The sequence below is a fragment of the Massilia sp. WG5 genome, assembly GCF_001412595.2.
Taxonomy (GTDB): Bacteria; Pseudomonadota; Gammaproteobacteria; order Burkholderiales; family Burkholderiaceae_D; genus Telluria.
The window spans coordinates 3,612,837-3,637,802 of the sequence record NZ_CP012640.2 but is presented as its reverse complement, the minus strand read 5'-3'; the positions used below and the strand labels follow the sequence as shown (position 1 = coordinate 3,637,802).

Here is a 24,966-nt window from a genome sequence, read left to right as displayed (position 1 = left end):
GCCCCCGCCGGCGTTGTTTTTCGTTGAAGACTGGCTTGTTCTTCTGTAAAGTCAGAACCCATGAGCTCCCCCGACATGGTTCTGGACGTCCTGCGCGCCGAACTGCGCGCCGCAGGCATTACCTACAAGATGCTGGCCGATCGCATCGCGATGAGCGAATCGAGCATCAAGCGCATGTTCGGCCAGAAGGACATGACCCTGTCGCGCCTGGCCCAGATCTGCCAGGCCGCCGGCGTCAACATGGAAGACGTGTTGCGCCGCGCGGCCGACGCGCGCCCCCAGGCCGACACCCTCACCCTGCCGCAGGAAACCTCGCTGGTCGCCAACCCGCGCCTGCTGCTGGTGGCGATCTGCTGCCTCGGGCACTGGAGCCTGGAGCAGATCATCGAAACCTACCGGCTGAGCGAACCGGAATGCATCGGCCTGCTGGCCGAACTGGACCGGCTCGGCCTGATCGAACTGAAACCCCTGAACCGCTACAGCCTGCGCGTCTCGAACGCCTTCCGCTGGCTGCCGGACGGTCCGGTGCAGCGCTACTTCCGCGAGCATGTGGTGGGGGATTATTTCGACGGCCGCTTCGACGGTCCGGGAGAGGCGCTGATGTGCCTGCCGGCGAGACTGTCGCTGGCCAGCGCCGCCGAACTGACGGAAAAAATCTACCAGCTGGCCGGGGAGCTGGCGCGGCTGCACCGCAACGACCGCCGCCTGGCGCCGCGCGAACGCGACGGTTTTACCTTGCTGGTCGGATTCCGCTCGTGGGAGTTTTCTGCTTTTACGGCGCTGCGGCGCTAAGCGGGCTGAGAGGAGCGTACGGCGAGGCGCTGCACGCAGCTACGGAGGTTTTGTCAGACGCTCTCTTATTGAGTGCTTGGAGCCCGGCCGCCTACCGGACTGCTAGTCGAACGGGTTGGCGGCGCCATCTGCACTGGCGCCGGGGCGGGGTTGTTCGCGCTGTTCGGATTGTTCGCGCCGTTGGGGTTGTTCGCGTTGTTCGGCACGGCGATGTTCGGCGTGGCCGGCGGCGGCTCTTCCGGCGGCCCGCTGACCTGGCCCGGGTTGCCCGGATCCGGGAAGGTCGAGCCCTGCGCGACCTGGCCGGCCGGCGGCACCGCCTGCTGCTGGACCGCGCCCGGCGACATCGGCGGCTCCGGCACGGGCGCCCCCGGCGCCAGGGTAGCCGGCATGGCGGCATTGGCGGGCGCACCGCCCTGGGCGCCCGGCGGACCGCCCATCGGCGCCGCCGCCTTGCTGTCGGTCGCCAGGTCGAGCCGTTTCATGACGCCGCCATCGGACAGCATCACGTAGCGTGGATGCACCTCGGCCAGGGTGATCCCGGGCGCCACTTCCTTGCCCACTTTCAGCGCCTTCGGCGGCGAGCCCTCGGCCACGATGATGGCCGCGCTGTCGCGTCCGGCCGCCACGATGCCGGTCAACTGGTAATTGGTCGCGCTGGCCGTGGCCACCTGCCCGCCGAACAGGGTAGCGGCGGCGTCGATGCCGGGCTCCGGCATGCTGGTGCGCGGCACCGCGGCGAGCGGGCGCTGCGGCGGCTGGTAGAGCTGCAGGATCCAGTAGGCAAGCGAGGCCGCCAGCAGGATCACGCCAAGCAAACTCAAAAGAAGGGGTAAACGCTTGTTCATCAGTGTCAGGGTCCCTGTCAGCGCACCAATTGGTTAATTTCAATGATCGGCATCAGCACCGCCAGCACGATCAGCAGCACGACCAGGCCCATGGCCAGGATCAGCACCGGCTCCAGCAGGCCGGCGATGGTCAGCGCGCGACGCTCCAGGTCGGCCTGCTGGGAATCGGCGGCGCGTTCCAGCATGGCCGGCAGTTCGCCGGTGATTTCGCCGGCGCGGATCATGTGCACCAGCATCGGCGGAAAATACTTTTGCGCCGACAGTGCGCGCGCCAGGCTCGCGCCCTCGCGCACGGCGGCGGTCGCATCCTCGACCAGGCCCTTCATGGCCACGTTCGACAGCGTGTCGCGGCTGGTCTCGAGGGCACGCAGGATCGGCACGCCGGAACCGGTGGTGATCGCCAGCGTGCTGGCGAAGCGCGCCGTGTTCAGGCTGCGTTCGAAACGGCCGTACACCGGGGCGTCGAGCAGCCAGGCATGCCAGCGCAGTTTCAATGCATGATTCTGCAGCGCCCGGCGCCACATGAACCAGGCCGCGACGATGGCCAAACCAACATAGATGCCATAAGCGCGCGTAAAGTTCGACACGCCGAGCATCATGATGGTCAGCACCGGCAGCTTCTGCTTGGTGTTGGCGAACACCGAGACGATCTGCGGCACCACGTAGGTCAGCAGGAAGATCACGATCGCGAACGCGACCACGGTGACGATCGCCGGATAAGTGAACGCCAGGCGCACCCGCTGCACCAGCGCGTTGCGGCGCTCGATGTAGTCGGCCAGGCGCGCCAGCACGCGCGCCAGCTGGCCGATCTGCTCGCCGGACGAGACCAGGGCGCGGTAGATTTCGGCGAAGTCGCGCGGATGGCGCGACAGCGCGCTGGAGAAGGAGGCGCCGCCCATCACTTCGGAGCGGATCGAAGCGACCAGGTCGCGCATGTAGGGGCGCTCGGCCTGCTCCAGCAAGGCCGTAAACGCCTGTTCGAGCGGCAGGCCGGCCTCCAGCAGGCTGGCCAGCTGGCGCGTGAACAGGGCCAGCTCGACCTGGGACAGGCGTTCGCCGAAGCCGCGCGAGCGCGCCACCCCGCTCTCGTCGACCTGGGCCGCGATGGCCTCGACCGCGAGCGGCGTCAGGCCCTGCAGGCGCAGGTCGGCGCGGGCGGCGCGCGGGCTGTCGGCGTTCAGCACGCCCTTGCGGGTGACGCCGCCGGTATCGACGGCTTCGTAGCGGAATGCCGGCATCAGTCAGCCTTCGTCACGCGCACCAGCTCGGCTTCGGTGGTCACGCCTTCGCGCACCCAGCGTTCGCCATCCTCGCGCATGGTCTTCATGCCGGACTTCAAGGCCGTATCGCGGATAAGGGCTTCCGACACCTGATTGTGGATCTGCGCACGGATCTGCTCGTTCGTTTCCAGCAGTTCGTAGACGCCGACCCGTCCCTGGTAACCGGTATGGCCGCAACGCTCGCAACCGACTGCCACCCACTGGCCATTGCTGTCCTGCTTCTTGCAGTACGGGCACAGCTTGCGCACCAGGCGCTGCGCCATCACGCCCAGCAGCGAGGACGACAGCAGGAATGGCTCGATGCCCATGTCCAGCAGACGGGTCACGGCCGAGGCCGCGTCATTGGTGTGCAGGGTCGCCAGCACCAGGTGACCGGTGAGCGAGGCCTGCACCGCGATCTGCGCGGTTTCGAGGTCGCGGATCTCGCCGATCATGATCACGTCCGGGTCCTGGCGCAGGATGGCGCGCAGGGCCTTGCCGAAGGTCATGTCGATGCGGGCGTTGACCTGGGTCTGGCCAATGCCGGGCAGGTCGTATTCGATCGGGTCTTCCACCGTCATGATGTTGGTGGTGCTGGCGTTCAGGCGCGACAGCGAGGCGTACAGCGTGGTGGTTTTACCGGAACCGGTCGGGCCCGTCACCAGCACGATGCCGTGCGGCTGGTTGATCATCCGGTCGAACTGCGGCAGCAGGCCTTCGCTCATGCCGAGGTGGCCGAGGTCGAGGCGGCCCGCTTCCTTGTCGAGCAGACGCAGCACTGCGCGCTCGCCGTGGCCGGTCGGCAGGGTCGAGACACGCACGTCGACCGGCTTGCCGCCCACGCGCAGGGTGATGCGGCCGTCCTGCGGCAGGCGTTTCTCGGCGATGTCCAGCTGGCTCATGATCTTGATACGCGAGATCAGCGAGGCGTGGATCGCCTTGCGCGGACGCACGATGTCGCGCAGCGCGCCGTCGATGCGGAAGCGCACCACCGAGGTCTGCTCGAAGGGCTCGATATGGATATCCGAGGCGCCTTCGCGCAGCGACTGCGTGAGCAGCGCGTTGATCATGCGGATCACCGGGGCGTCGTCGGACGATTCCAGCAGGTCTTCGATGGCCGGCACGTCCTGCAGCAGCTTGGTGAGGTCGAGATCGGCGTCGAATTCGTCGGCGACCTGGGAGGCGTCGCCGCCGGCATTCGCATAGGCGGCGGCGATCGCCGCTTCCAGCTCCGCACGGTCCATGCGGTGCAGGGCGATGCGCCCGAAGCGGCGCGAGACTTCCGCGATCGCGGCCGGCTTGGTCGCGTTCGAGACCAGGACTTCGACGGCCTGCGACGGGTCGCCATTGGAACGCGCCAGCACGCCGTAGTCGCGTGCGAATGCGTAGGGCAACAGATTATTCATGATCGATCAATTCTGTGTCGGCGATGCCGGCCGGTAATCCGACGGCGCCGGCTGCGGCTGCACCGGTCGGAATTCGGACTCATAGCGCGGCTGTGTGCGCTGGCCCGGCGGCGCCGGCTGGTTCGTGCCCGTGCCGGTGGCGGCGCCCGGACGCGGCGCGACTGGCGCTGGCGGCGGCATCGTGGCCATCGAGCCGCCCGCGGGCGGCTGGCCATTGGTTAATGAGGGCAGCAGCGGTGCGCCGAGGTCGCGGATCAGGATGTTGTTGTCGGCCGGCTGCGCGCCCGCTCCCGCCGCATGCATGTACTGGTAGCGGTCCATCGAGATGCTGTCATTCTGCTCCTTGCTGCGGACCACGATCGGACGCAGGAAGACCATCAGGTTGCGCTTCGCGCGGCTGCGGGTCTTGTACTTGAACAGGTTGCCCACGATGGGAAGATCGCCCAGGCCGCGCACTTTTTCCTGGTTCTCGGTTTCATCGTCCGAAATCAGGCCGCCCAGCACGATGATCTGGCCGTCGTCGGCCAGCACATTGCTTTCGATGGCGCGGACGGTGGTGATGATGCCTCCGGAATTCGTGACCGAGGTGTCGATCCCCGAGTTCTCGTGGTAGATCGACAGCTTGATGGTACCGCCTTCGGAAATCTGCGGACGCACTTTAAGCAGCAGGCCGACGTCCTTGCGGTCGACGGTCTGGAAGGGGTTGCTTGCCCCGCTCGCGCCGGTGGTGAAGGAGCCGGTGATGATCGGGATGTTCTGGCCGACCTTGATCGTCGCCAGCTCGTTGTCCAGCGTGATCATGTTCGGCGTCGACAGGATGTTCGCCTTGCCTGTGCTGTCGAGCAGGTGGGCGATCGCGCCCAGGCCGAGCTGGCCATTGATCTGGCGGAACACGCCGATCGACAGGCCGGTCGGGTTCGGGATCGAGGTCGAGCTGGTAGTGCCCGCATTCGTTCCGCCAAGGCCGCTTACCGCGGCCGTGGCCAGGTTGACGATGTTGTTGCTGTTGCCGCCGACGCTGAACGACTGCAGGCCGCCCACGCGGTACTTGCTGGAATCGTCGCCGCTCAGGCCGACCCACTGCACGCCGAATTCGGCGGCGTCGTTCGAAGTGACCTCGACCACCAGGGCTTCGATATACACCTGGGCGCGGCGCACGTCGAGCTGGTCGATGACGGAGCGCAGGTTGCGGTAGATCGCGTCCGGCGCGGTGATGATCAGGCTGTTGGTCGAGGCATCGGCCTGGATGAAGCCGGAACCCTGGCCGCCGCCGCCGCCGGCCGCCGTGGCCTGGCTCTGCTGGGCGTAGGTGTTGCCGGTGCCGCCCATGCCGACGCTGCTCTGCTGGCCCTGCTGGCCGGCGCCGCCGCCGGCGCCGGTGTTGTTGGTGGACTGGATCGAGCCGCCCGAGGTGCCCTGCTGCTGCACCGGCACCGCCGAGGCGTCCTGCGAGACCACCGCGCGCAGGGTCTGGGCCACCTTGCTGGCGTCGGCGTTCTTCAGGTAGACCACGTGGATGTTGCCCATCTCCGAGGTCGGCTGGTCGAGCTTGGCGATCAGGCTCTTGGCCATGTTCGCGCGCGCCGCCGAGGGCGCACGCACGACCACCGAGTTGGTGCGCGGATCGGCCAGCACCGTGACGCGGCCGGCGTCGCCGCCCGGGCTCGGCTCCATCAGGCGCGTGACCAGGGCCGCGACGTCGCTGGCGATGCCGTTGCGGATCGGGACCACGTCGAGGTCGCCGGTCGAGGGCGAGTCCAGCGCGGCGATGATCTTCGACAGGCGGCGCAGGTTGTCGGCATAGTCGGTGATCACCAGGCTGTTGTTGCCCGGGTCGGCCATGATCGAATTGTTCGGCGAGATCAGCGGGCGCAGCACGGCGGTCAGGTTGGCCGCCGACTCATGCTGCAGGCGGTAGACCTGGGTCGCGATCTGGTCCCCGTGCGCGCGTGAACCCTTGACGCCGACCTGGGTCGGCGAAGACTGCAGCTTGGCTTCGGCTTCCGGCACCACTTTCGCATAGCCGTCGCCGGTGACCACCGCATAGCCCTGCAGGCGCAGCGCCGAGGTCAGGAGGGCGAAGGCCTGGGCCTTGCTCAGGGTGCGCTCCGACACCAGGGTCAGGGTGCCCTTCACGCGCGGGTCGATGATGAAGGTCATGCCGGTGTAGTGGCCGACCGCCTTGATCACCGATTCGATGTCCGCGTTGACGAAGTTGAGGGCGGCGCCATTGCCTTCCTGGGCAAAGGCAGGTACCGGCGGCACCGTGCCGAGCACGGCGCAGCACAGCATGACGTTGGCGGCGAGACGGCGCAGAGCCGGGGTTTGCGGAGTATTTTTCATTATCTGAACTCTAATGCGATTATGTTCTTGCCGTTCACCATTCGGCGCTGGCCCAGCAGGTTCAGCAGGTTGCCCAGCGTGTCTTCATATCCATCGGCCGCTTGCGCCTGACCCGAAAAGCGCAGACGGCCATTTTGCAGAGTACCACTCCCGGAAAGCAACAGCGCGCCGCGCACGGTCCGCAGGCTCAGGTCGGCCTGCTGACCGCGCCAATCCATCGCCAGCTCATAGCTGCCGAGCGGCTTGACCGGACTCATACGCGATCCCATGTCGGTCAGGGACAGCACCGTCCGGCCCTGCACGGCCACCGCCTGGCCCTGGCGCGCGATGTCCAGCAGGTTCCAGGACAGCTTGATCACCCCCGACGGCGCCAGCGTGTTCAGCGGCGCTCCCAGCCCAGCCAGGCCCTCGGCCGGCAGCAGCAGTTCGCCGGCGCTGACCTGCCATTGCGACCAGCTGCCGGTGATCCGCACCGGCAGCGCCAGCGCCCGCTCGTTGGCCAGGTCCATGCTCACCTGGCCGAACAGCACCAGCGGCGACAGCCGCCAGCTGAACCGGCCCGGCAGCAGCGGCGTGACCGAACCGCCTTCGCCCGGCGCGCCGCCCAAGAAGGCTGAACCGTGCCAAAGCGTACCCTGCGCATCCCCCAGAGTCAAACGCCCGCCGGTCTGGCGTTCGACGATCGGCCCCAGCCAGGCAGCCGGCAGGAAGACCAGGATCGTGACGGCGACCGCCAGCGCGGTCAGCCCGACCCATAGCAGGGCCCGCCTCATTGGGCGGCGCCGGTATTCTGGCGCAGCGTCAGGCTGGCATCGACCTGGCCGGCCGCCGGCAAGGCGGTGACGACCGCGTCCTGCACCAGTACGCGGTTGGCGCGGCGCTGCTCGTCGAGCCAGGTCGCCAGGTTGGCGAACGACACATTATTCAACTGCAGCTTGATGTATTCGCCCGTCATCGACAGCGATTGCGGCGTCAGGCCGCGGCCGCTGAGGCTGGTGTTGACGGTTTCGCGGGTCAGCGGCGTGACCTGGGTGGCCGGCGCATGCGCCAGGCTGCTCGCTTCCTGGGCCATGGCCTGCAGCTCGGCGGCCTGCTGGCGCAGTTGCGGCAGGGTGCGACGCAGCTGGGCGCGGCCTTCGACGGCCGGATCGACCAGGACCAGGTAGAGCAGCGCCAGCACCACGACGGCGCCGCCGATGCTCAGGAAGCGGCGTTCCTGTTCGGTGCGCGCGAGCCAGAGCGCGTTGGCGCGCTCGCGGTACTGGGCGATGGTGGTGGCTAGACTCATTGCTTGGCTCCTGTGCTGCGGATCACCCAGTTGCCCGGCGCGGCCTCGTCGAGGCTCATGTTGCGCGCAGCCAGGGCGGTACGCAGCTGCCCCGTCAAACCGGGGTCGACTGTTTCGGGTTTGACTTTGACCGACAGTGCGTGTTCCCGGTATTCAATTGACGCAATGCCGGGTTGACGTCCGAGCGAGCGCGTCGCTTCACCGAAGGCCGAGGCGATATAGGTGAATTCGTCGGGCGCCACCTCGCCGGTGCTGGCGCGGGCGCGCGCGACGTTCTGGCGCATCTGGGCGACCGGGTCGAGGATCGCGGTCTGGTTCGGGTACACGGAGCGGAAGGTCTGGGTCATCGACTGGCGCACGGTGTCGGCTTCGCGCTTCAGGCGCAGCCACTCGACGTTCAGGCCGATCAGGTTGACCGCCACCGCCAGCAGGATCAGGCGCAGCGGCCAGCGCCAGCGGCGCCAGTCGCGCGGCTGGCTGCCGGCGGCGCCCAGGCCGCTCACCAGGTCGAGCGAGGTGCTCTTCGAGCCGGCGATCCAGTGCGCCCAGTCGTCGGTCTCGAAACTGATGCCGGGGCCGGCGTCGAGCGCGAGGGCCTGGTATTCGCCCAACTGGCCGGGCGGCACGTACAGCGCCAGCGGGGCGTCGCCGCTGAAGGCGCGCGCGGTCTGCAGCACCACCGCCGGGGCGGCGTCGAGCGCCAGGCCGAAACCCTGGAACAGGCCCTGGCGCAGGGTCAGCTCGGCGCCCTGGATGGCGGCCGAGACGCTGCCCGGCTGCAGCGGCAGGCAGAGCTGGGCCGGCACCGCCGCCACCGAGCGCGCGCCCTGCGCCAGCAGGCTGCGCACGATGGATTCCAGCCAGTCACGGTCGACCACGGCGACCGGCCGGGTCTCGTCCGGCTGCTGGGGCGCGGCCACCAGGACGTGGTCGGCGGGGTCGCCGAGGATGTGTTCTTCGACCAGGCCGGGCAGCGCGGCCTTCAGGCGCGCGCCGGTCAGGGGCGGGGCCTGTACCTGCAGCAGGTTGACGTCGGCGCCGGCCAGCAGCAGCACGACCCGGTTGCCGCCCACCAGGTCGCCCAGGTTGCGCAGCGGGCCTTCGCCCTGCTGTTCGATGACGCCGCCATCGTTCACGAGAGCGAAGCGGCTCAGCGCGTGCTCGCCTTCCGCGCGGGCGGGATGCCGGATATAGAGTGTAGTCAAACCGTCTCTCTTTCTTAGTCTTGTAGAGCGCTCTTTTTTAGTACTGGCGGATCCACTCCACCTTGGTGCCGCCGCCGGCAATCAGCGTCGGATAGCGGTGGATCAGCGCCTCGGCATCCAGGGCGGCGCGGTCCAGGCGGATCCGGCTGTTTACCAGGAACCAGTCGCTCCGCACGCCCGCGGCGTTCGGCGTGATCGGCCTGCTGTCTCCGACGTCCATCGCAAAAAATTCGATCCCCCGCCAGGCCGCGCGCTGCCGCCGCACGACCAGCGAATTCGCTTCCGACACCGACATGTTCGGCATCAGGGACGCCAGCACCTCGGCCGGCGCCGTGTTGACGTTCACCGGCGTCACGTCCGGCAGCACGATCACGAACGGCCGCAGGCGCTCGACCATCGCCGGCGTAAAGCCCGGCACCGTCAGCAGGTCGTCCACCGCCAGGAACTTCATCGGCGAGCCGGCCACGCTGCTGCGGCTGACGCTCGGCAGGGTCCGGCTGCCGGTCGTCGTTCCCGTTCCCGTTCCCGTTCCCGTTCCCGTACCGCCCGTCGTTGTTCCCGTTCCCGTACCGGCGCCGTTCTCGCCGCTCGCCGCGCCGCCCTCCGGGGTCGGCGCTTCCAGCGGCTGGCCGGCGGCGACGAAGGCGGCGGCCCGCCCCGCCAGCTGCTGGTCCATCTGCAGGTTGCGCAGCAGGCGGCCGAACACTTCCATCTGCTCCGGATTCACCTGCCCTTTGTCGGCCAGATTGCGCAGATTGTAGCGCGAGCAAGCGTCAATTATGTTGCCGGACAAGGTCGCATCGAAATTTTCTCCCGCGACCCGTTCGCGTTCGATGTACTGGTCGAGCCGGGTTTCCGCCAGCGGGGTGGCCCAGACCTGGTCGAGCGACGTATATTGCATGTGATCGAGGCCGTCCTGGAACAGCACCAGGCTGGCCCAGTCGAGGGCGCCGCGCAGGATCCACTTGGTCTGCAGGTGCAGGCGCTGGTTCTCCATCGAGCGCACCTGTACCTGTTGCTGCCAGAACAGGCTGGCGACGATGGAAATCGCCAGCGTCGTCAGCAGCAGTGCGGTGATGACGGCGACGCCGCGTTCGCGCACGCCCCGCAGTCGTGGCCGTCTCATGGTTCCCCCAGCAGGAAAGACTTGGTCATCGGTACTTCCTGTCCCTGCACTTGCAGCGCCACCTGCATGCCGGTCGGCGGCAGCGGCACGGTATTCGAATCCTGCTGGGCCTGCTGGGCCTGCTCAGTCTGCTGCGCCTGCTGCGTCTGTTGCGTTGCCTGGGCGTTGCCTGCGGTCGCGGCGCTGGTGGCCTGGCGCCAGGCGCGGTTCTCCCAGGTCAGCACCTGCATCCCGGTGACCCCGGACTGCAGCGTGACGGCGCCGCTGGTGTCGGTGTCGCTGACTGCGGCCTGCCACAGGCCGTCGAGCTGGGCCAGGTCGCGCACGGCCGGCGACTCGCGCCGCACCAGGGTGCCGTTGATGATCCGGTAAGCCACCACCTGCAGCCGCGAGGGCTGGTTTTCGGTGAACACCTCGCGCACCATCGTGAAGCGGTCGGTGCCCGTCAGCAGATAAGGGCGACGCTCGAGCACGTCGCGTCCGGCGATGTGCTCGCAGTCGCTCTGCATCTGGGCGAAAGCCAGCTGCATGCCACGCGTGGTTTCCATCTGATTGGTGAGCGCCACGCGCGCGCGGATGATGCCGTCCAGCCCGCGCCAGCCGAGCACGGCCACGATCGCGAGGATGCTGATCGCGACCAGCAGTTCGACCAGGGTGAAGCCACGCTGCCGTAGACGCTTCATAGACGCGGCCTCAGCACGAGTTGGACCAGCTTGACGATGCGCCGGTTCGGGTTTTCGATGTCGAAAACGGAGACTTCGACGCGGCGCAAACGCGGGTTCGGGCTGGCGAACACTTCTTCCTGGCAGACCAGGTGCAGGTCGCCCTGCGGGCAGTCGAAGCCGCGCTTGCCGATCTCCGGGAATTCCTTGCCCAGGCGGATCTGCACGAGCCGGTTCTCGGCCGACCAGGTCGCCATCATCGAGGTCCGCAGCCCGCTGCTGTTGGCGGTCAGGCTGCCGACCGCGCGCAGGCCGGCGCCGAGCGCGGTGCCGACGATGACCAGTGCCACCAGCACTTCGAGCAGGGTAAAGCCACGGGAGCGGGATATCTTCATGGCAGCGTTCATTCGACCGTGAAGTGGCCGATGCCGTCGGCGCGGATGGCGACCCGGTTGCCGCCGGTGGCCAGGATCAGGACGAAGGGCTTGTCGACCGGCTCCCGGCCGAAGGTGATGCGCAGCGGATTGAGGGTGCCGGCGCTGGCCGGGTCGAGCAGCAGGGTCAGCGGGCCGTTCTTGAATTCGCGCTCGCGCAGCAGGTCGTCGCCGGTGATCAGGTCCCAGCGCGTCTCGTTGCGGACCAGGAAGTGGTAGCGCTCGGGCGTCGCTTCGAAGGTGACCAGGCGGTTGCGCACGATCGCCTCGTCGCGCGCCAGCTGCAGCAGCAGGGTCAGGCGCTGGGCCTCTTTCTGCAGGTCCTGGTGCGGACTCGGAATCGCGTTGAGCGACGCCATTCCCAGCGTGATGCCGATGATGACCATCACGACCATGATCTCCACCAGGGTGAAGCCCTTGGCCGCCGAGGCGGGCCGGGCAGCCCGTCCGCGCACGTGTCTGGTCATCGGGATGGATTCTCCTCAGTGCTGGCGGGCCGATGGATCAGCCTTGCTTATTTGCCTTCCCAGGAACCGACGTCGGCATCTTCGCCGGCGCCGCCGGGCTGGCCGTCCGCGCCCAGCGAGAACACGTCGACCTCGCCATGCAGGCCCGGCGACAGGTACTGGTAATTATTGCCCCACGGGTCCTTCGGCAGCTTCTCGACATAGCCGCCTTCTTTCCAGCCGTTGGCGGCCGGGCCGGTGGTCGGCTTCTGGACCAGCGCCTGCAGGCCCTGCTCGGTGGTCGGGTAGCGCTGGTTGTCCAGCTTGTACAGCTTGAGCGCCTGCATCAGGGTCGCGATGTCGGTCCGGGCGGCGGTAACGCGCGCCTCGCCGGTACGGCCCAGCAGCTTGGGCACGACCAGCATGCCGAGAATGCCGATGATGACCACGACGACCATGATCTCGACGAGGGTGAAACCGCCCTGGCGGCGCCGCTGCGACATGCGATACGGAATGTTCTGCATAGAGTAATGATGGATGGTGGTCGGAAGAATCGAACTAGTATAAGGCCGAATGAGCTTAAACCGTCACCCGGAACACTTTCCAATTGTAAGCCAGGAGAAACGCCGCTGCACTTCTTGTCGGGATGGCTATCCGCGCTGCCGTTCCCGCTCATGGCAGACCGGGCAGCAGGGGTTGCGCCCGACCTGCACTTCGGTCCATTCCATGCCGCGGCCGTCGAGCATCAGGAGGCGCCCGACCAGCGGACGGCCGCAGCCGGCCAGCAGCTTGAGGGCCTCGGCCGCCTGCGCGGCGCCGATCACGCCGACCAGCGGCGCGAATACGCCCATGCTGCTGCAGGCCACATCCTCGAAGCGGCTGTCGGCGGGGAACAGGCAGGCGTAGCAGGGAGAAGCGGGGTCGCGTACGTCGAACACCGACAGCTGGCCGTCGAAGCGGATCACGGCGCCGGCCACCAGCGGCACGCGCGCCGCCACGCAGGCGCGGTTGACTGCCTGGCGGGTGGCGAAGTTGTCGCTGCAGTCGAGTACGACATCGCTGTCGGCCACCAGTTCCCGCAGGCGTTCGCCGCTGGCGCGCTCGCGGAGGGCGACGACCTCGATCTCGGGGTTGATCTGCATCAACGCTTCGCGACCGGACTCGACCTTGGGCTGGCCGATCCGGGCCGTCGTGTGCATGACCTGGCGCTGCAGGTTGGTGAGATCGACCACGTCATCGTCGACCAGGGTGATGCGGCCGGCGCCGCTGGCGGCCAGGTAGAGCGCCGCCGGCGAACCGAGTCCACCGGCGCCGATGATCAGGACGCGCGCGCCCAGCACCCGCTGCTGCCCTTCGATGCCGACCTCGTCGAGCAGGATATGGCGCGAGTAGCGCAACAATTGGCGGTCGTCCATGCCGGCCGCAGTCTCGGGCAAACTCACTTCTTCGGGCTGCCCTTCACTTCAGGCGGCTTCGTCTCGGTGCCCGGCAGCTTGGCCGGGGCCGGCGCGTCGTCGGCCGGGTCGGCCTTGGCCAGCTTGACCGGCAAGCCCTTGAAGTGGTTGATGGCCTGGCTCAGCTGGAAGTCGTCCTTGCCGCCGAACTCGGGCGGCGCGGCATTTTTCAGCATGGCCAGCGCGCGCTGCTCTTCCTCGAGCTCGTCACGCTTGGCGCTGACGGCATTCGCCTTGATCTCGCCTTCGTTCGACAGGTGATGGTCGAGGTCGGCTTCGCGCACGCGCAGCGCGTTCAGGCCGTCGCCTTCCGGGGTCTCGTCGACCTTCAGGTCGGGGACGATGCCGCGCGCCTGGATCGAGCGGCCCTTCGGCGTGTAGTAGCGCGCCGTGGTCAGCTTGACGGCGGTGTTCTCGGTGAGCTGGCGCAGGGTCTGCACCGAGCCCTTGCCGAAGGTCTGGCTGCCCATCACGATGGCGCGCTTGTAGTCCTGCAGGGCGCCGGCGACGATCTCGGAGGCCGAGGCCGAGCCGGTGTTGACCAGCACCACCATCGGCACCGTCTTCAGCGCGGCCGGCAGCTTCGCCAGCGGGTCGGCGCCCGGTTTCGTCGCATAGAAGTCGCGCCGGCCGTAATACGTGGTGTTGAACTCGGCCAGCTGGCCCTTGGTGGAGACGATCGCCTCGTTCTGCGGCAGGAAGGCGCTCGACACCCCGATCGCGCTCTGCAGCAGGCCGCCCGGGTCGTTGCGCAGGTCCAGCACCAGGCCCTTGATGTTCGGGTTCTGGGCATACAGCCCCTTGACCTTCTCGGCCAGCTCGTCGACGGTCTCTTCCTGGAACTGGCTGATCCGCAGCCAGGCATAGCCCGGCTCGACCAGTTTGGCCTTGACGCTCGCCACGCGGATCTCGTCGCGCTCGACCGGCACCACCCACGGGGTCTCGGCGCCGCGCCGCGCAATGGTCAGCATGACCTTGCTGTGCGGCTCGCCGCGCATTTTCGAAATGGCCTCGTCCAGGGTCAGGCCCTTGACCGGCACATTGTCGATGCGGGTGATCAGGTCGCCGGCCTTGATGCCGGCGCGGAAGGCGGGCGTGTCCTCGATCGGCGAGACGATCTTGACGTAGCCGTCTTCCATCGCGACCTCGACGCCGACGCCGACGAACTTGCCCTGCACCGATTCACGCATCTCGGCGAAATCCTTTTCGTCGAGGTAGACCGAGTGCGGATCGAGCGAGGACACCATGCCGGCGATCGCGTCGGACAGCAGCTTCTTGTCCGATACCGGCTCCACGTAGTCGCTCTTGATCAGGCCGTAGACGTCGGCCAGCTGGCGCAGCTCATCCAGCGGCAGCGGCGCTTCGACATCCTTCTGCGCCATCGCCGAGAACTGGAACGAGGCCGCGACACCGGCAACCATGCCGATGCCGACCAGACCGAGATTCTTGAGTTTGTTGCCCATTGCCGTTCCTAGAATTTGACCCAGCCGGCCGGATCGATCGGTTTGCCCATATGTCTGAGTTCAAAGTATAGCCCCGATTCGCCGTTGCCGCCGGTGCTGCCCGCACTCGCGATGACGTCGCCGGCCTTGACCGCGTCGCCCTCGTGCTTCAGCAGGGTTTCGTTGAAACCGTAGATCGACAGGTATTCGCCGCCATGGTTGACAATGATCATATTGCCCCAGCCGCGCATCCATTTTGCATACACGACGCGGCCCGGGCCGACCGCGCGCACGTCGGTGCCTTCCGGCGCCTTGATGAACACGCCACGCCAGGCCGGGCCGTCGGCGCGCTTGGCGCCGAAGCGGGCGGCGACGGTGCCGGCGACCGGCGTGGCCAGGCGGCCGCGCAGGCTCTCGAAGGCGCCGCTCGGGAGATCGGCGGCGAGCGCGGTGTCGGCCGACCTCGGCGCCGGTTTCTCGGCCGGCTGCTCGGCCACCTGCGGCTCTTCTTCCTTGACCGGCGCAGGCGGTTTGTACGGCTTGCCGTGCTTGGCCGCTTCGCGCGCCAGGCGCTCGCGCTCGGCCTGTTGTTCCTTGGCGCGGGCCAGCGCGCGCGCCCTCGCTTCGGCCGCGGCCTTGGCGCGCGCGGCGGCCAGTTCCTGCTGGCGCTTGCGCTCGGCCGCAGCGGCGATTTCCTGTTCGCGGATCAGGCGGGTCAGGCGGTCGACCAGGCCGCTCATGCGCTGTTCGTCCTGCTCCAGTTTGCTGGCCTGCTTGCGCTGGGACACCAGCTTGCTCGACAGGCTGGCCACCAGGGAAGCGTGCCTGGCTTTCTCTTTTTCCAGCAGCGCCTTCTGGTCACGCTGCTCCTGGGCGATTTCTTCGAGCTCGTCCTTGGCGTTTTGCGTGTCGGCCTGGTTCGCCTCGACCGCCGCCAGGTTGCTGCGCAGCGAAGTCAGCAGCTTGGCCTGGGCCTGCGACACATAGGCCATCATCTGCAGGTCGCGGTTGATGCGGTTCGGATTGTCGCCCGACAGCAGCAGCTTGATGCGGTCCTCGTTACCCGCGACATAGTGTTCGCGCAGCATCCTGGACAGCTGCTGCTTCTGGGTCGCGATGGTCCGGGTCAGCCGCTCCTGCTGGGTGCCCAGGTCTTGCAGCTTGGCGTTGGTGGCGGCCTGCTCGCCGGCCAGTTCGCGCAGCGAGCGGTTGGCGTCCGAGATCGCCTCTTCCGAATCGGCCAGCTCGTCGGCCGCATCGTCCTTTTCGCTCTCGGTGCGGCTGATGTCCTTCTTCAGCGCATTCAGCTTTTGCTGGATGCCGGCGCGCTCGGCCTCGGCCTGGGCCTTCTGCTTGCTGCGCTCGGTGGGACGGCTGCGTCCCGCCTGCGTGTCGCCGGGGGCGAACGCAAGCGCGCACGCCAGCAGGCCGCACAGCAGCGTGCTGGCGGCGGACTTCATTGGAAGACGCAAGATTTACTTTGCCTTCCCTTGGTTGGCCACGGCGGCCATCGCGGCTGCGATCGCGTCCTGGTCGCCCAGGTAGTAATGGCGGATCGGCTTCAGGTTCTCGTCCAGCTCATACACCAGCGGAGTGCCGTTCGGGATGTTGAGGCCGACGATGTCGCTGTCGCTGATGTTGTCGAGCATCTTGATCAGGGCGCGCAGGCTGTTGCCGTGGGCCGAGATCAGGATCTTCTTGCCGGCGCGGATGGCCGGGGCGATTTCCTCGTCCCAGGCCGGCATCACGCGCGCCACGGTGTCCTTCAGGCATTCGGTCAGCGGGATCTGTCCCTTGTCCAGGCCGGCGTAACGCGGATCGGCGAAAGAGGTGCGCGGGTCGTTCTCTTCCAGCGCCGGCGGCGGGGTGTCGTAGCTGCGGCGCCAGACCAGCACCTGCTCGTCGCCGAACTTGGCGGCGGTCTCGCCCTTGTCCAGACCCTGCAGGGCGCCGTAGTGGCGCTCGTTCAGGCGCCAGTCGTTCTTGACCGGCAGCCACATCATATCCATCTCGTCCATGGCCAGCCACAGGGTGCGGATCGCGCGCTTCAATACCGAGGTATAGGCAAGATCGAAGGTGAAGCCAGCTTCGCGCAGCAGGCGGCCGGCGGTCTTGGCCTCGCCCACGCCCTTTTCCGTGAGGTCGACGTCGGTCCAGCCGGTGAAACGGTTTTCGAGATTCCAGGTGGACTCGCCGTGGCGCATGAATACGATTTTGTACATAAGGCTTTTTGGAAAAAAGTTGGAAGGAATACGGATTCAGCTTCTATTTTATAATGCGACGATTCAATTCAGTTCAACCGACGGAAACTTCGTGAAATTCATCCTAGACCATATCTTCGTTGTTGCGATCGCCGTGATTTCCGGCGCAGCCCTGTTGTGGCCGGCGCTCGCGCCGCGCGGCCGCCGCGCCACGCCCCTGCAGGCGACCCAGATGATGAACCGCGGCAAAGCCACGGCCATCGTCGACGTGCGCGGCAGCGACGAGTTCGCGGCCGGCCACCTGCGCGACGCAAAAAACATTCCGCTGGCAGACTTGGGCAATCGTATCGGCGAGTTGGACAAGTCGAAAACCAAGACCGTGATCGTGGTATGCCAGAGCGGCGCCCGCGCGGACAAGGCGGCGCGCCAGATCAAGGCGGCCGGCTTCGAGGACGTCTACACGCTGGATGGCGGCGTTGCGGCCTGGTCGGCCGCCGGCCTGCCCCTCATCAAATAATCGTTCCAAAGGATTGCTTATGACTGCCCACGTCGTTCTCTATCACACTGCAAGCTGCCCCTACTGCGTGCGCGCCGAGCGCCTGCTGGAAGCCAAGGGCGTGACCGACATCGAGCGCATCCGCGTCGACCTTGACCCGGAGCAGCGCGCCATCATGATGCAGCGCACCGGCCGCCGTACCGTGCCGCAGATCTATGTGGGCGATACCCACGTCGGCGGCTTTGACGACCTGTACGCACTCGACCAGGCCGGCCGCCTGGACCCGCTGCTGAAGGGCGAAGCGGCCTGAGACAGGCCTGATGCCAGGGAAATGCCAAGGCAGTGCCACTCCGCGCCAGGGCGGCCGGCAATCCTATTGAAACCGAATTGGTTTTGATACAATTGCCGACGCCTTGACATTCAAGCACGGGCGAGACTTGCCCTTTACATAATTAACGAAAGCGTTCCATGGCTGACGAAAACCTGCAACCCGTGTTCCAAATCCAGCGTATCTATCTGAAAGATATGTCGCTGGAACAACCGAATTCCCCGGCAATCTTCCTCGAGCAGGAAGCCCCGACCATCGAGGTCTCGCTGGACGTCGGCGCCGAAGGAATCGCCGATGGCATCTACGAATCGACCGTGACCATCACCGTGACCGCCAAGGTCAAGGACAAGGTCGCCTTCCTGGTTGAAGGCAAGCAGGCCGGCATCTTCGAAGCCCGCAACATCCCGGCTGACCAGATGGATCCGCTGCTGGGCATCGGCTGCCCGAACATCATCTATCCTTACCTGCGTAGCAACATCGCCGATTTCATCACCCGTGCCGGCTTCCCGCCTGTGCACCTGGCTGAAATCAACTTCGAAGTGTTCTACCAGCAGCGTCGCCAGGCACTGGCCGAGCAGGCTGGCGCAGCCGGCACCCCGGCCGCCAACCAGTAATACCCCGGGCGTTCCGGCCGGTCCGCTGCGGACGGGCCGGAGTGCCTTGCTGTACTTTCCTTTCTGCCTTTTGGCGCGTGTCGTTTTCCCAAAGGCCTGTCATGCGCACCACTTGCATCCGTCCACGTCTCATCGCAGGCAGCATCCTGTTGCTGGCCTCCTGCAGCGCTCTGGCGTTCGACTTCAAAACGGTGGGCGCGCGTCCCGCGATCCTGTACGACGCCCCGTCCGCCAAGGGCGGCAAGCTGTTCATCGCCCCGAGCGGCATGCCGGTCGAGGTCATGCTCAGCTATGGCGACTGGGTCAAGGTGCGCGATGCGTCCGGCGACCTGGCCTGGACCGAGTCCAAAAACCTGTCGGCCAGGCGCAATGTGATCGTGCGCGTGGCCGGGGCACGGGTACGTGCCGCGCCGGAAGACAATGCCGCCGTCCTGATGACGGCCGACAAGAACGTCCTGCTGGAACTGGTCGATCCGGAAGCCGGCCCGTGGTTGCGCGTGCGCCACCGCGACGGCATCAGCGGCTATATCAGGGCGTCCGACATCTGGGGCATCTGAGTCCCTCATTCCCATGCCCATGCAAGAAGACAAACACCCCCAACCCATCACTGTCCTTGGCGCCGGCGCCTGGGGCACGGCGGTCGCGATCGCGCTGGCCGCCCGCCATGACGTCCTGCTCTGGGGCCGCAACCCGGAACAGATGGCCGCCACCGACGCGGCGCGCGACAACCTTACTTACCTGCCCGGCCATCCGCTGCCCGAGGCACTACGCGTGTCGGCCGACTTCGAGGCCGCCATCGCCCACGTCGCCGAAGCGCCGGCCGGGACCACGCCGCTCCTGATCGCGGCCTGCCCGGTAGCCGGCCTGCGCCCGCTGCTCGAACGGCTGAAGGGCCGGGCGATCCCGAACATCGTCTGGCTGTGCAAGGGCTTCGAATACGGCACCGGCCTGCTGCCGCACCAGGTGGTGCGCGAAGTGCTCGGCGATACGATCCCCGGCGCAGCCCTGTCCGGCCCCTCCTTCGCCCAGGAAGTGGCGCGCGGCCTGCCCTGCGGGCTGACGGTAGCGTCCAGCTCGGCCGAACTGCGCGAGCGCGTGGTCGCGCTGGTGCATGGCGGCAGCGTGCGCGTGTATGCCTGCGATGACCTGGTCGGCGTGGAAGTCGGCGGCGCAGTGAAGAACATCCTCGCCATCGCCACCGGCGCGGCCGACGGCCTGGGCCTGGGCCTGAACGCGCGCGCGGCCCTGATCACGCGCGGCCTGGCCGAGATCACCCGCCTCGGCACCACGCTCGGCGCCCAGCCCGGCACCTTCATGGGCCTGACCGGGATGGGCGACCTGATCCTGACCTGCACCGGCGACCTGTCGCGCAACCGCCGCGTCGGCCTGGCGCTGGCCCAGGGCAAGGCGCTCGACACCATCGTCAAGGAACTCGGCCACGTGGCTGAAGGCGTGCCGTGCGCGAAGGCCGTGCGCGAACTGGCGGCCAGGCTCGGCGTGGACATGCCGATCACCAATGCGGTGGCCGGCGTGCTGTTCGATGGCGCCTCGGTGCAGGAAACCGTGGACCAGTTATTGGCGCGGGATCCGCGTAACGAACTGGCGTAAGGCTCAGGTGTCCGACGTGGCTTGCGTGTCGCGGCGCGTCGGGCCGCCGCTGTTGTCGCCCGGATGCAGCAAAATGGTCATCAGGGCCACCGCATCCTGGTTGGCGCGGATCGCGTGTGGTTCGCCGCCGGCCAGGTAGACCAGTTCGTTCGGGCGCAGGATCGTGGTACGGCCATGGGCGTCGAAGGCGATTTCTCCCTCCAGGCACAGCAGCGTCATCTCTCCCTCGACCCAGTGCTCGGGCATCGGCTTTTCCTTCGGCAGCACCAGACGGATCAACTCCATGTGGTCGGTCTTGATCAGCGCGATCGAGGTGAAATTCGCGATGTCGTCTTCACCGCGTTCGAGCGCGATGCATTCGCCGGATCGTGCATGTTGCAAGGCCATGGTGTTCTCTCCTTTTTACGCTATCTCTTCAAACGTCTGCGGCACGCCACGCAGCCAGTTCACCAGCGCGGTGGCGTCCTTGAATCCTTGCGCGAGCTGGGGCACCAGTTTTTCCGGGGCGTTGACGTCGAGTTTCACCTCGATCCAGACGAAATAGCTCTTGAGCTTCAGGTATTCGACCAGCGGATGGTCCGGGTCGAAGCCTTTTGGCGGACGCTGCAATTTGTCTTCCGTCGTCAGGTCGCCGTAGGTCTCGCGCAGATGTTTATTCTTCAACATTTTGCCGAACCCTGTCGCATCGTTGACCACGTGTTCCCGGATCGCCTTCAGGCGCGCCGCCGGCGGCAGGTATTCGCCGGCGCCGAACTGCAGGGTGCCGTCGGCTTCGATGTGAAAGTAATAGGTCGGGCCACCGGCTTCGCTGGGCCGGCGCTTGTCACCCGGCGCGATCCCGGCCGAAAAATGCGTTTTATACGGGGTCTTGTCGTGCGAGAAGCGGGTATCGCGCTGGAAGCGGAACGCCGCCTTCTTCGGGTCGCAGGCCGCCACCTGGCGGTCGAACTTCGCGACTTCCCGGATCAGCTCCGTCAGCGTCTCGATGAATTCGACGCGCAGGATGTCGTAGCGCGGTTTGTTCCAGAGGAACCAGGGGCGGTTGTTGTTGTCCTTGAGCTCGGCGAGGAATTGCGTGAGGTCGCGCAGGTGCATGGGTTGTGGCGGGTTGTCTTGGTTAAGGAGTCTGGCGCGGGCGGCGGCCGACCGTCACGTCGAGCGTGGACTGCCGGTTCTTGCGCATCACCGTCATTTTCGATTTGCCGCCCGGCGGCAGGGCGGCGATCAAGTTCAGCATGTCGTTGGTGCTGGAGACCTTCTTGCCGTCCACCGACAGCAGGATGTCGCCCGGGCGCATGCCGGCGCGGTCGGCCGGGCCGTTGCGCACCACGCCGGCGATGATGGCGCCGCTGTCGCGCGCGAGGCCGAAGCTGTCGGCCAGTTCGGGCGTGATGTCCTGGGATTCGATCCCGATCCAGCCGCGCACCACCTGGCCATGCTTGATGATGGAGTCGAGTACGGTCTTGGCGGTCGAGACGGGGATGGCGAAGCCGATGCCGACCGAGCCGCCGGTCTGCGAATAGATCGCCGAATTGATCCCGAGCAGATTGCCGCGGGTGTCGACCAGGGCGCCGCCCGAGTTGCCGAAGTTGATCGCGGCGTCGGTCTGGATGAAATTCTCGAAGTGGTTGATGTGCAGGTTGTTGCGCCCCAGGGCGGAGATGATGCCGAGGGTGACGGTCTGGCCGACGCCGAAGGGGTTACCGATCGCCAGCACCACGTCGCCCACCCGCGCTTCGTTCGGGTCGCCCAGCACGATCACCGGCAGTTTATTCGCCTTGATGCGGATCACGGCGAGATCCGTCTCCGGGTCGGTGCCGACGATGCTGGCGGCAGCCTTGCGGCCATCGGCCAGCCCGACCTCGATCTCGTCGGCGCCTTCGACCACGTGGTAGTTGGTGAGGATGTAGCCGTCGGCGCTGACGATCACGCCCGAACCGAGACTGGCCATCTGTTCCTGCGGCGGCATCTTGTCGCCGAAGAAGCGGCGAAAAAACGGGTCCTTCAGCAGCGGATGCGCTTCGCGCAGGGCCTTGCTGGTCAGGATGTTGACGACGGCCGGCATCGCGCGCCCGGCCGCTTCGCGGTAACTGCCCGGGGCCGGCGCTCCGGGCGCCTGCAGCACCGGCACCGCACGGCCGGCGCCGCCGACACCCACCTGGACAGGCGCCCCTGTCCGGATCGACCCGAACCATTCCGGGCGCAGGGTCGCGATCACGGCGTAGATGCCGAGGGCGATCGTGACGGTCTGCGCGAACAGGAGCCAGGTACGGCGCATGGTTGGAGCTTATCTGTTTTTCAGGGCGTCGCGGATCTCGCGCAGCAGCAGGACCTCTTCGGGCGCCACGACCACGACTTCTTCTTCCTGCTTGCGCTGGAACCCGTTGCGCAAACGGTTCATCAAACGCACCATCTGGAAGATGATGAAGGCGAGGATCAGGAAGTTCAGCAGGATGGTCAGGAAGTTACCGTAGGCCAGTACCGCACCGCCTTTCTGGGCTTCCGCCAGCGACAAGCCATACGGCTGGTGGTTCAGGGGAATGTAATAGTCGGCGAAGTTCAGGTTGCCGAACAGCATGCCAACCGGCGGCATGATCACGTCTTTCACCAGCGAATCGACGATGCGTCCAAAAGCTCCGCCGATGATCACGCCAACGGCCAGGTCGACGACATTCCCCTTCATCGCAAATTTTTTGAACTCTTCCATCATCGCCATTTTGGAACTCCTTGTTGTTTTTACATATCTATCAGGATGATACCTGAAAGCGGGTCCGATCCTGTCGAGAGTGAGTTCCAATGCGGCTCCAAGGGAAAGGTGAAAATGCACATTTGGAAGGCATCATGACCGCAAGAACGTTTTTTCTTTAATTTGTAAAACTGTTCACATATAATCGACTGTTGCAATAAAGGTTTTTACCTAATTGCAATCTATTGCATTGCAGCATTTCGCATTTGACGAATGGAGTTGGTATGAGTAATGAGAAGCAGGTCGATACAGGCCGGCGAGGCTTGCTCGTGGCTACATGCGCGGCGGGTGGCGTTGTCGGTGTTTCAACGGCCGGAGTTCTGGTAAGTACTTTCCAGCCTTCGGAACGAGCGAAAGCGGCTGGCGCGCCGGTCGAGGTGGATATCTCCGACGTCAAGCCGGGCGAAATGAAAGTGGTGGAATGGCGCGGCAAACCGGTCTGGGTCTTGCGCCGTACCCCGGAAATGCTGGCGAGCCTGCCGAAGAACGACAGTCTGGTCGCCGATCCGAAGTCCGAAAAACCGTACCAGATGGAGACGCCTGAGTACGCCAAGAACGAGACCCGTTCGCGCGCCGAGCACAAGGAAGTGCTGGTCGCGGTCGGCATCTGCTCGCACCTGGGCTGTTCGCCCTCTTCCCGCTTTGCCGAAGGCCCGCAGCCGAACCTGCCGGACGACTGGCACGGCGGCTTCCTCTGCCCCTGCCACGGTTCGACCTTCGACCTGGCCGGCCGCGTCTTCAAGAACAAGCCGGCGCCGGCCAACCTCGACGTTCCTCCCTACATGTACCTGTCCGATAACAAGATCCTGATCGGCAAAGACGAGAAAGGCGAGGCATAACATGGGCGCCGCGTTCAAGGAAACCAAACTCCCGGCAAATGCGCCGAAGGGCCAGAAAGCGCTGGCCTGGATCGACGACCGCTTCCCCTTGTCGAAGCTGTGGAACGATCAGTGGGGCAAGTACTACGCCCCGAAGAACTTCAACGTCTGGTACATCTTCGGCTCGCTGGCCATGCTGGTGCTAGTGCTGCAGATCGTCACCGGCATCTTCCTGACCATGCACTACAAGCCGGACGCCAACCTCGCGTTCGGCTCGGTCGAATACATCATGCGCGAAGTCCCGTGGGGCTGGCTGGTGCGCTACATGCATTCGACCGGCGCCTCGATGTTCTTCATCGTGGTTTACCTGCACATGACCCGTGCGCTGCTGTACGGTTCCTACCGCAAGCCGCGCGAGCTGATCTGGCTGTTCGGCTTTGCCACCTTCCTGTGCCTGATGGCGGAAGCCTTCTTCGGCTACCTGCTGCCGTGGGGCCAGATGTCGTACTGGGGCGCCCAGGTGATCGTCAACCTGTTCAGCGCCATTCCGCTGATCGGCCCGGACCTGTCGCTGTGGATCCGCGGCGACTACGTGGTGTCCGACGCGACCCTGAACCGCTTCTTCGCCTTCCACGTGATCGCGATCCCGCTGGTCCTGCTGGGCCTGGTGGCCGCGCACCTGATCGCGCTGCACGAAGTCGGCTCGAACAATCCGGACGGCATCGAGGTCAAGGAAAACCTCGGCCCGGACGGTCACGGCGTCGACATGATCCCGTCGCACCCCTACTACACGACCAAGGACCTGTTCGGCGTCTCGGTGTTCCTGTTCATCTACAGCGCGGTGATCTTCTTTGCGCCTGAGATGGGCGGCTACTTCCTGGAATACAACAACTTCCTGCCGGCCGATTCGATGAAGACCCCGCCGCACATCGCGCCGACCTGGTACTTCACGCCCTTCTACTCGGTGCTGCGCGCCACGACGTCCGACTTCATGTGGGTCGTGATGGCCGGCGTCGCCGCCTACGTCGTATTCATCTGGCTGCGTTCGCGCCTGTCGTACAAGACCAAGCTCGCCGTTACCGCGATCGCCGTGGTGCTGGAAATCGGCATGCTGTTCCTGGACGCGAAGGTATGGGGCGTGGTGCTGTTCGGCTCGTCCGTCGTGATCCTGGCCCTGCTGCCATGGCTGGACCACTCGCCGGTGAAGTCGATCCGTTACCGCCCGAGCTGGCACAAGTACGTGTACCTCGTGTTCGCCGTCGCCTTCCTGACCCTGGGCTACCTCGGCACCCAGCCGCCGACCCCGTCCTCGACGCTGATGGCCCAGGCCTGCACCCTGATCTACTTCAGCTTTTTCCTCCTGATGCCGTGGTGGAGCGCCGCCGGCCGCTTCAAGGTCGTGCCGAATCGCGTGACCTTCACCCCGCATTGATCGAAAGGAAAAGGACAA

At 66.2% G+C, this 24,966-nt stretch carries 28 protein-coding genes; 8 read left to right on the top strand and 20 right to left on the bottom strand.

The window, feature by feature from the left end; genetic code table 11:
- Positions 1-60 precede the first annotated feature (60 nt).
- Positions 61-792: a helix-turn-helix domain-containing protein gene (locus AM586_RS16260; protein WP_052234196.1), complete on the top strand. Its 732-nt coding sequence runs from the start codon at positions 61-63 to the stop codon at positions 790-792.
- Positions 793-857: 65 nt separating this feature from the next.
- On the opposite strand, the gene AM586_RS16255 is transcribed toward AM586_RS16260, so the two are convergent.
- The 16 genes from AM586_RS16255 to gpmA all read right to left on the bottom strand — a co-directional run bounded on the left by AM586_RS16255 (position 858) and on the right by gpmA (position 16,927).
- The gene (locus AM586_RS16255) at positions 858-1,640 is read right to left on the bottom strand and encodes a type II secretion system protein N (RefSeq protein WP_084777139.1); all 783 of its coding nucleotides are present in this window, start codon (positions 1,638-1,640) and stop codon (positions 858-860) included.
- 17 nt (positions 1,641-1,657) lie between these two features.
- The gene (gene gspF, locus AM586_RS16250) at positions 1,658-2,878 is read right to left on the bottom strand and encodes a type II secretion system inner membrane protein GspF (RefSeq protein ID WP_052234198.1); all 1,221 of its coding nucleotides are present in this window, start codon (positions 2,876-2,878) and stop codon (positions 1,658-1,660) included.
- Positions 2,878-4,305: a type II secretion system ATPase GspE gene (gene gspE, locus AM586_RS16245; RefSeq protein WP_052234199.1), complete on the bottom strand. Its 1,428-nt coding sequence runs from the start codon at positions 4,303-4,305 to the stop codon at positions 2,878-2,880. The genes gspF and gspE overlap by 1 nt, the downstream gene beginning before the upstream one ends.
- A 6-nt stretch (positions 4,306-4,311) precedes the next feature.
- The gene (gspD, locus tag AM586_RS16240) at positions 4,312-6,648 is read right to left on the bottom strand and encodes a type II secretion system secretin GspD (protein WP_052234200.1); all 2,337 of its coding nucleotides are present in this window, start codon (positions 6,646-6,648) and stop codon (positions 4,312-4,314) included.
- Positions 6,648-7,421 (bottom strand): type II secretion system protein N, encoded by a 774-nt coding sequence (gene gspN, locus AM586_RS16235; RefSeq protein ID WP_052234201.1) that lies wholly within the window; start codon positions 7,419-7,421, stop codon positions 6,648-6,650. The genes gspD and gspN overlap by 1 nt, the downstream gene beginning before the upstream one ends.
- A complete protein-coding gene (gspM, locus tag AM586_RS16230) occupies positions 7,418-7,936 on the bottom strand; it encodes a type II secretion system protein GspM (protein WP_052234202.1) in 519 nt (172 codons plus the stop codon). Before gspM ends, gspN begins: the two co-directional genes overlap by 4 nt.
- On the bottom strand, positions 7,933-9,141 hold the full coding sequence (gspL, locus tag AM586_RS16225) for a type II secretion system protein GspL (RefSeq protein WP_052234203.1): 1,209 nt from the start codon (positions 9,139-9,141) through the stop codon (positions 7,933-7,935). The genes gspM and gspL overlap by 4 nt, the downstream gene beginning before the upstream one ends.
- Before the next feature lie 37 nt (positions 9,142-9,178).
- Complete coding sequence (gene gspK / locus AM586_RS16220) at positions 9,179-10,267, bottom strand: type II secretion system minor pseudopilin GspK (protein WP_082439369.1); 1,089 nt, start codon at positions 10,265-10,267, stop codon at positions 9,179-9,181.
- Positions 10,264-10,950: a type II secretion system protein J gene (locus tag AM586_RS16215; protein ID WP_052234204.1), complete on the bottom strand. Its 687-nt coding sequence runs from the start codon at positions 10,948-10,950 to the stop codon at positions 10,264-10,266. The genes gspK and AM586_RS16215 overlap by 4 nt, the downstream gene beginning before the upstream one ends.
- Positions 10,947-11,324: a type II secretion system minor pseudopilin GspI gene (gene gspI, locus AM586_RS16210; protein WP_082439368.1), complete on the bottom strand. Its 378-nt coding sequence runs from the start codon at positions 11,322-11,324 to the stop codon at positions 10,947-10,949. Before gspI ends, AM586_RS16215 begins: the two co-directional genes overlap by 4 nt.
- An 8-nt stretch (positions 11,325-11,332) precedes the next feature.
- Positions 11,333-11,830: a type II secretion system minor pseudopilin GspH gene (gspH, locus tag AM586_RS16205; protein ID WP_052234206.1), complete on the bottom strand. Its 498-nt coding sequence runs from the start codon at positions 11,828-11,830 to the stop codon at positions 11,333-11,335.
- A 47-nt stretch (positions 11,831-11,877) separates the two neighbouring features.
- Entirely contained in the window at positions 11,878-12,333 is a 456-nt protein-coding gene (gspG, locus tag AM586_RS16200) for a type II secretion system major pseudopilin GspG (RefSeq protein ID WP_269467308.1), read from the bottom strand.
- Positions 12,334-12,459: 126 nt separating this feature from the next.
- Complete coding sequence (locus AM586_RS16195) at positions 12,460-13,224, bottom strand: molybdopterin-synthase adenylyltransferase MoeB (RefSeq protein WP_052234387.1); 765 nt, start codon at positions 13,222-13,224, stop codon at positions 12,460-12,462.
- Positions 13,225-13,247: 23 nt separating this feature from the next.
- A complete protein-coding gene (locus tag AM586_RS16190; RefSeq protein ID WP_052234207.1) occupies positions 13,248-14,726 on the bottom strand; it encodes a S41 family peptidase in 1,479 nt (492 codons plus the stop codon).
- An 8-nt stretch (positions 14,727-14,734) separates the two neighbouring features.
- The gene (locus tag AM586_RS16185; RefSeq protein ID WP_082439367.1) at positions 14,735-16,165 is read right to left on the bottom strand and encodes a murein hydrolase activator EnvC; all 1,431 of its coding nucleotides are present in this window, start codon (positions 16,163-16,165) and stop codon (positions 14,735-14,737) included.
- A gap of 15 nt (positions 16,166-16,180) precedes the next feature.
- Complete coding sequence (gene gpmA, locus AM586_RS16180; RefSeq protein WP_052234208.1) at positions 16,181-16,927, bottom strand: 2,3-diphosphoglycerate-dependent phosphoglycerate mutase; 747 nt, start codon at positions 16,925-16,927, stop codon at positions 16,181-16,183.
- Between the two features lie 91 nt (positions 16,928-17,018).
- Here gpmA and AM586_RS16175 point away from each other — a divergent pair, with 91 nt between their 5' ends.
- The 5 genes from AM586_RS16175 to AM586_RS16155 all read left to right on the top strand — a co-directional run bounded on the left by AM586_RS16175 (position 17,019) and on the right by AM586_RS16155 (position 19,952).
- Positions 17,019-17,423, top strand: coding sequence for a rhodanese-like domain-containing protein (locus tag AM586_RS16175; protein WP_052234209.1), 405 nt, complete (start codon positions 17,019-17,021; stop codon positions 17,421-17,423).
- Positions 17,424-17,442: 19 nt separating this feature from the next.
- Positions 17,443-17,712 (top strand): glutaredoxin 3, encoded by a 270-nt coding sequence (grxC, locus tag AM586_RS16170; RefSeq protein WP_052234210.1) that lies wholly within the window; start codon positions 17,443-17,445, stop codon positions 17,710-17,712.
- 158 nt (positions 17,713-17,870) lie between these two features.
- Positions 17,871-18,344: a protein-export chaperone SecB gene (gene secB / locus AM586_RS16165; protein WP_052234211.1), complete on the top strand. Its 474-nt coding sequence runs from the start codon at positions 17,871-17,873 to the stop codon at positions 18,342-18,344.
- Positions 18,345-18,445: 101 nt separating this feature from the next.
- A complete protein-coding gene (locus AM586_RS16160) occupies positions 18,446-18,901 on the top strand; it encodes an SH3 domain-containing protein (protein ID WP_052234212.1) in 456 nt (151 codons plus the stop codon).
- Positions 18,902-18,914: 13 nt separating this feature from the next.
- Positions 18,915-19,952 carry an NAD(P)H-dependent glycerol-3-phosphate dehydrogenase gene (locus tag AM586_RS16155; RefSeq protein ID WP_373887946.1) on the top strand — a complete coding sequence of 346 codons (1,038 nt, stop codon included), beginning with the start codon at positions 18,915-18,917 and terminating at the stop codon, positions 19,950-19,952.
- Between the two features lie 3 nt (positions 19,953-19,955).
- On the opposite strand, the gene AM586_RS16150 is transcribed toward AM586_RS16155, so the two are convergent.
- Genes AM586_RS16150 through mscL form a run of 4 tightly spaced genes read right to left on the bottom strand, consistent with a single transcriptional unit; the run spans position 19,956 to position 22,668 of the window.
- Positions 19,956-20,339 carry a cupin domain-containing protein gene (locus AM586_RS16150; protein ID WP_052234214.1) on the bottom strand — a complete coding sequence of 128 codons (384 nt, stop codon included), beginning with the start codon at positions 20,337-20,339 and terminating at the stop codon, positions 19,956-19,958.
- A gap of 15 nt (positions 20,340-20,354) precedes the next feature.
- Entirely contained in the window at positions 20,355-21,047 is a 693-nt protein-coding gene (locus tag AM586_RS16145) for a DUF2461 domain-containing protein (protein WP_052234215.1), read from the bottom strand.
- A 22-nt stretch (positions 21,048-21,069) separates the two neighbouring features.
- The gene (locus AM586_RS16140) at positions 21,070-22,230 is read right to left on the bottom strand and encodes a Do family serine endopeptidase (protein WP_052234216.1); all 1,161 of its coding nucleotides are present in this window, start codon (positions 22,228-22,230) and stop codon (positions 21,070-21,072) included.
- 9 nt (positions 22,231-22,239) lie between these two features.
- Entirely contained in the window at positions 22,240-22,668 is a 429-nt protein-coding gene (gene mscL, locus AM586_RS16135; RefSeq protein ID WP_052234217.1) for a large conductance mechanosensitive channel protein MscL, read from the bottom strand.
- Between the two features lie 254 nt (positions 22,669-22,922).
- Between mscL and petA the strand changes: the two genes are divergently transcribed.
- Entirely contained in the window at positions 22,923-23,537 is a 615-nt protein-coding gene (gene petA / locus AM586_RS16130; protein ID WP_052234218.1) for a ubiquinol-cytochrome c reductase iron-sulfur subunit, read from the top strand.
- A gap of 1 nt (position 23,538) precedes the next feature.
- Positions 23,539-24,948, top strand: a complete 1,410-nt coding sequence (locus tag AM586_RS16125; RefSeq protein ID WP_052234219.1) for a cytochrome bc complex cytochrome b subunit — start codon at positions 23,539-23,541, stop codon at positions 24,946-24,948.
- Positions 24,949-24,966: the final 18 nt, after the last annotated feature.

Coding starts and splice junctions, on each gene's coding strand:
- AM586_RS16260 (WP_052234196.1), top strand. CDS start 61: ATGAGCTCCCCCGACATGGTTCTGGACGTCCTGCGCGCCGAACTGCGC.
- AM586_RS16255 (WP_084777139.1), bottom strand. CDS start 1,640: ATGAACAAGCGTTTACCCCTTCTTTTGAGTTTGCTTGGCGTGATCCTG.
- gspF (WP_052234198.1), bottom strand. CDS start 2,878: ATGCCGGCATTCCGCTACGAAGCCGTCGATACCGGCGGCGTCACCCGC.
- gspE (WP_052234199.1), bottom strand. CDS start 4,305: ATGAATAATCTGTTGCCCTACGCATTCGCACGCGACTACGGCGTGCTG.
- gspD (WP_052234200.1), bottom strand. CDS start 6,648: ATGAAAAATACTCCGCAAACCCCGGCTCTGCGCCGTCTCGCCGCCAAC.
- gspN (WP_052234201.1), bottom strand. CDS start 7,421: ATGAGGCGGGCCCTGCTATGGGTCGGGCTGACCGCGCTGGCGGTCGCC.
- gspM (WP_052234202.1), bottom strand. CDS start 7,936: ATGAGTCTAGCCACCACCATCGCCCAGTACCGCGAGCGCGCCAACGCG.
- gspK (WP_082439369.1), bottom strand. CDS start 10,267: ATGAGACGGCCACGACTGCGGGGCGTGCGCGAACGCGGCGTCGCCGTC.
- AM586_RS16215 (WP_052234204.1), bottom strand. CDS start 10,950: ATGAAGCGTCTACGGCAGCGTGGCTTCACCCTGGTCGAACTGCTGGTC.
- gspI (WP_082439368.1), bottom strand. CDS start 11,324: ATGAAGATATCCCGCTCCCGTGGCTTTACCCTGCTCGAAGTGCTGGTG.
- gspH (WP_052234206.1), bottom strand. CDS start 11,830: ATGACCAGACACGTGCGCGGACGGGCTGCCCGGCCCGCCTCGGCGGCC.
- gspG (WP_269467308.1), bottom strand. CDS start 12,333: ATGCAGAACATTCCGTATCGCATGTCGCAGCGGCGCCGCCAGGGCGGT.
- AM586_RS16195 (WP_052234387.1), bottom strand. CDS start 13,224: ATGGACGACCGCCAATTGTTGCGCTACTCGCGCCATATCCTGCTCGAC.
- AM586_RS16190 (WP_052234207.1), bottom strand. CDS start 14,726: ATGGGCAACAAACTCAAGAATCTCGGTCTGGTCGGCATCGGCATGGTT.
- AM586_RS16185 (WP_082439367.1), bottom strand. CDS start 16,165: ATGAAGTCCGCCGCCAGCACGCTGCTGTGCGGCCTGCTGGCGTGCGCG.
- gpmA (WP_052234208.1), bottom strand. CDS start 16,927: ATGTACAAAATCGTATTCATGCGCCACGGCGAGTCCACCTGGAATCTC.
- grxC (WP_052234210.1), top strand. CDS start 17,443: ATGACTGCCCACGTCGTTCTCTATCACACTGCAAGCTGCCCCTACTGC.
- secB (WP_052234211.1), top strand. CDS start 17,871: ATGGCTGACGAAAACCTGCAACCCGTGTTCCAAATCCAGCGTATCTAT.
- AM586_RS16160 (WP_052234212.1), top strand. CDS start 18,446: ATGCGCACCACTTGCATCCGTCCACGTCTCATCGCAGGCAGCATCCTG.
- AM586_RS16155 (WP_373887946.1), top strand. CDS start 18,915: ATGCCCATGCAAGAAGACAAACACCCCCAACCCATCACTGTCCTTGGC.
- AM586_RS16150 (WP_052234214.1), bottom strand. CDS start 20,339: ATGGCCTTGCAACATGCACGATCCGGCGAATGCATCGCGCTCGAACGC.
- AM586_RS16145 (WP_052234215.1), bottom strand. CDS start 21,047: ATGCACCTGCGCGACCTCACGCAATTCCTCGCCGAGCTCAAGGACAAC.
- AM586_RS16140 (WP_052234216.1), bottom strand. CDS start 22,230: ATGCGCCGTACCTGGCTCCTGTTCGCGCAGACCGTCACGATCGCCCTC.
- mscL (WP_052234217.1), bottom strand. CDS start 22,668: ATGGCGATGATGGAAGAGTTCAAAAAATTTGCGATGAAGGGGAATGTC.
- petA (WP_052234218.1), top strand. CDS start 22,923: ATGAGTAATGAGAAGCAGGTCGATACAGGCCGGCGAGGCTTGCTCGTG.
- AM586_RS16125 (WP_052234219.1), top strand. CDS start 23,539: ATGGGCGCCGCGTTCAAGGAAACCAAACTCCCGGCAAATGCGCCGAAG.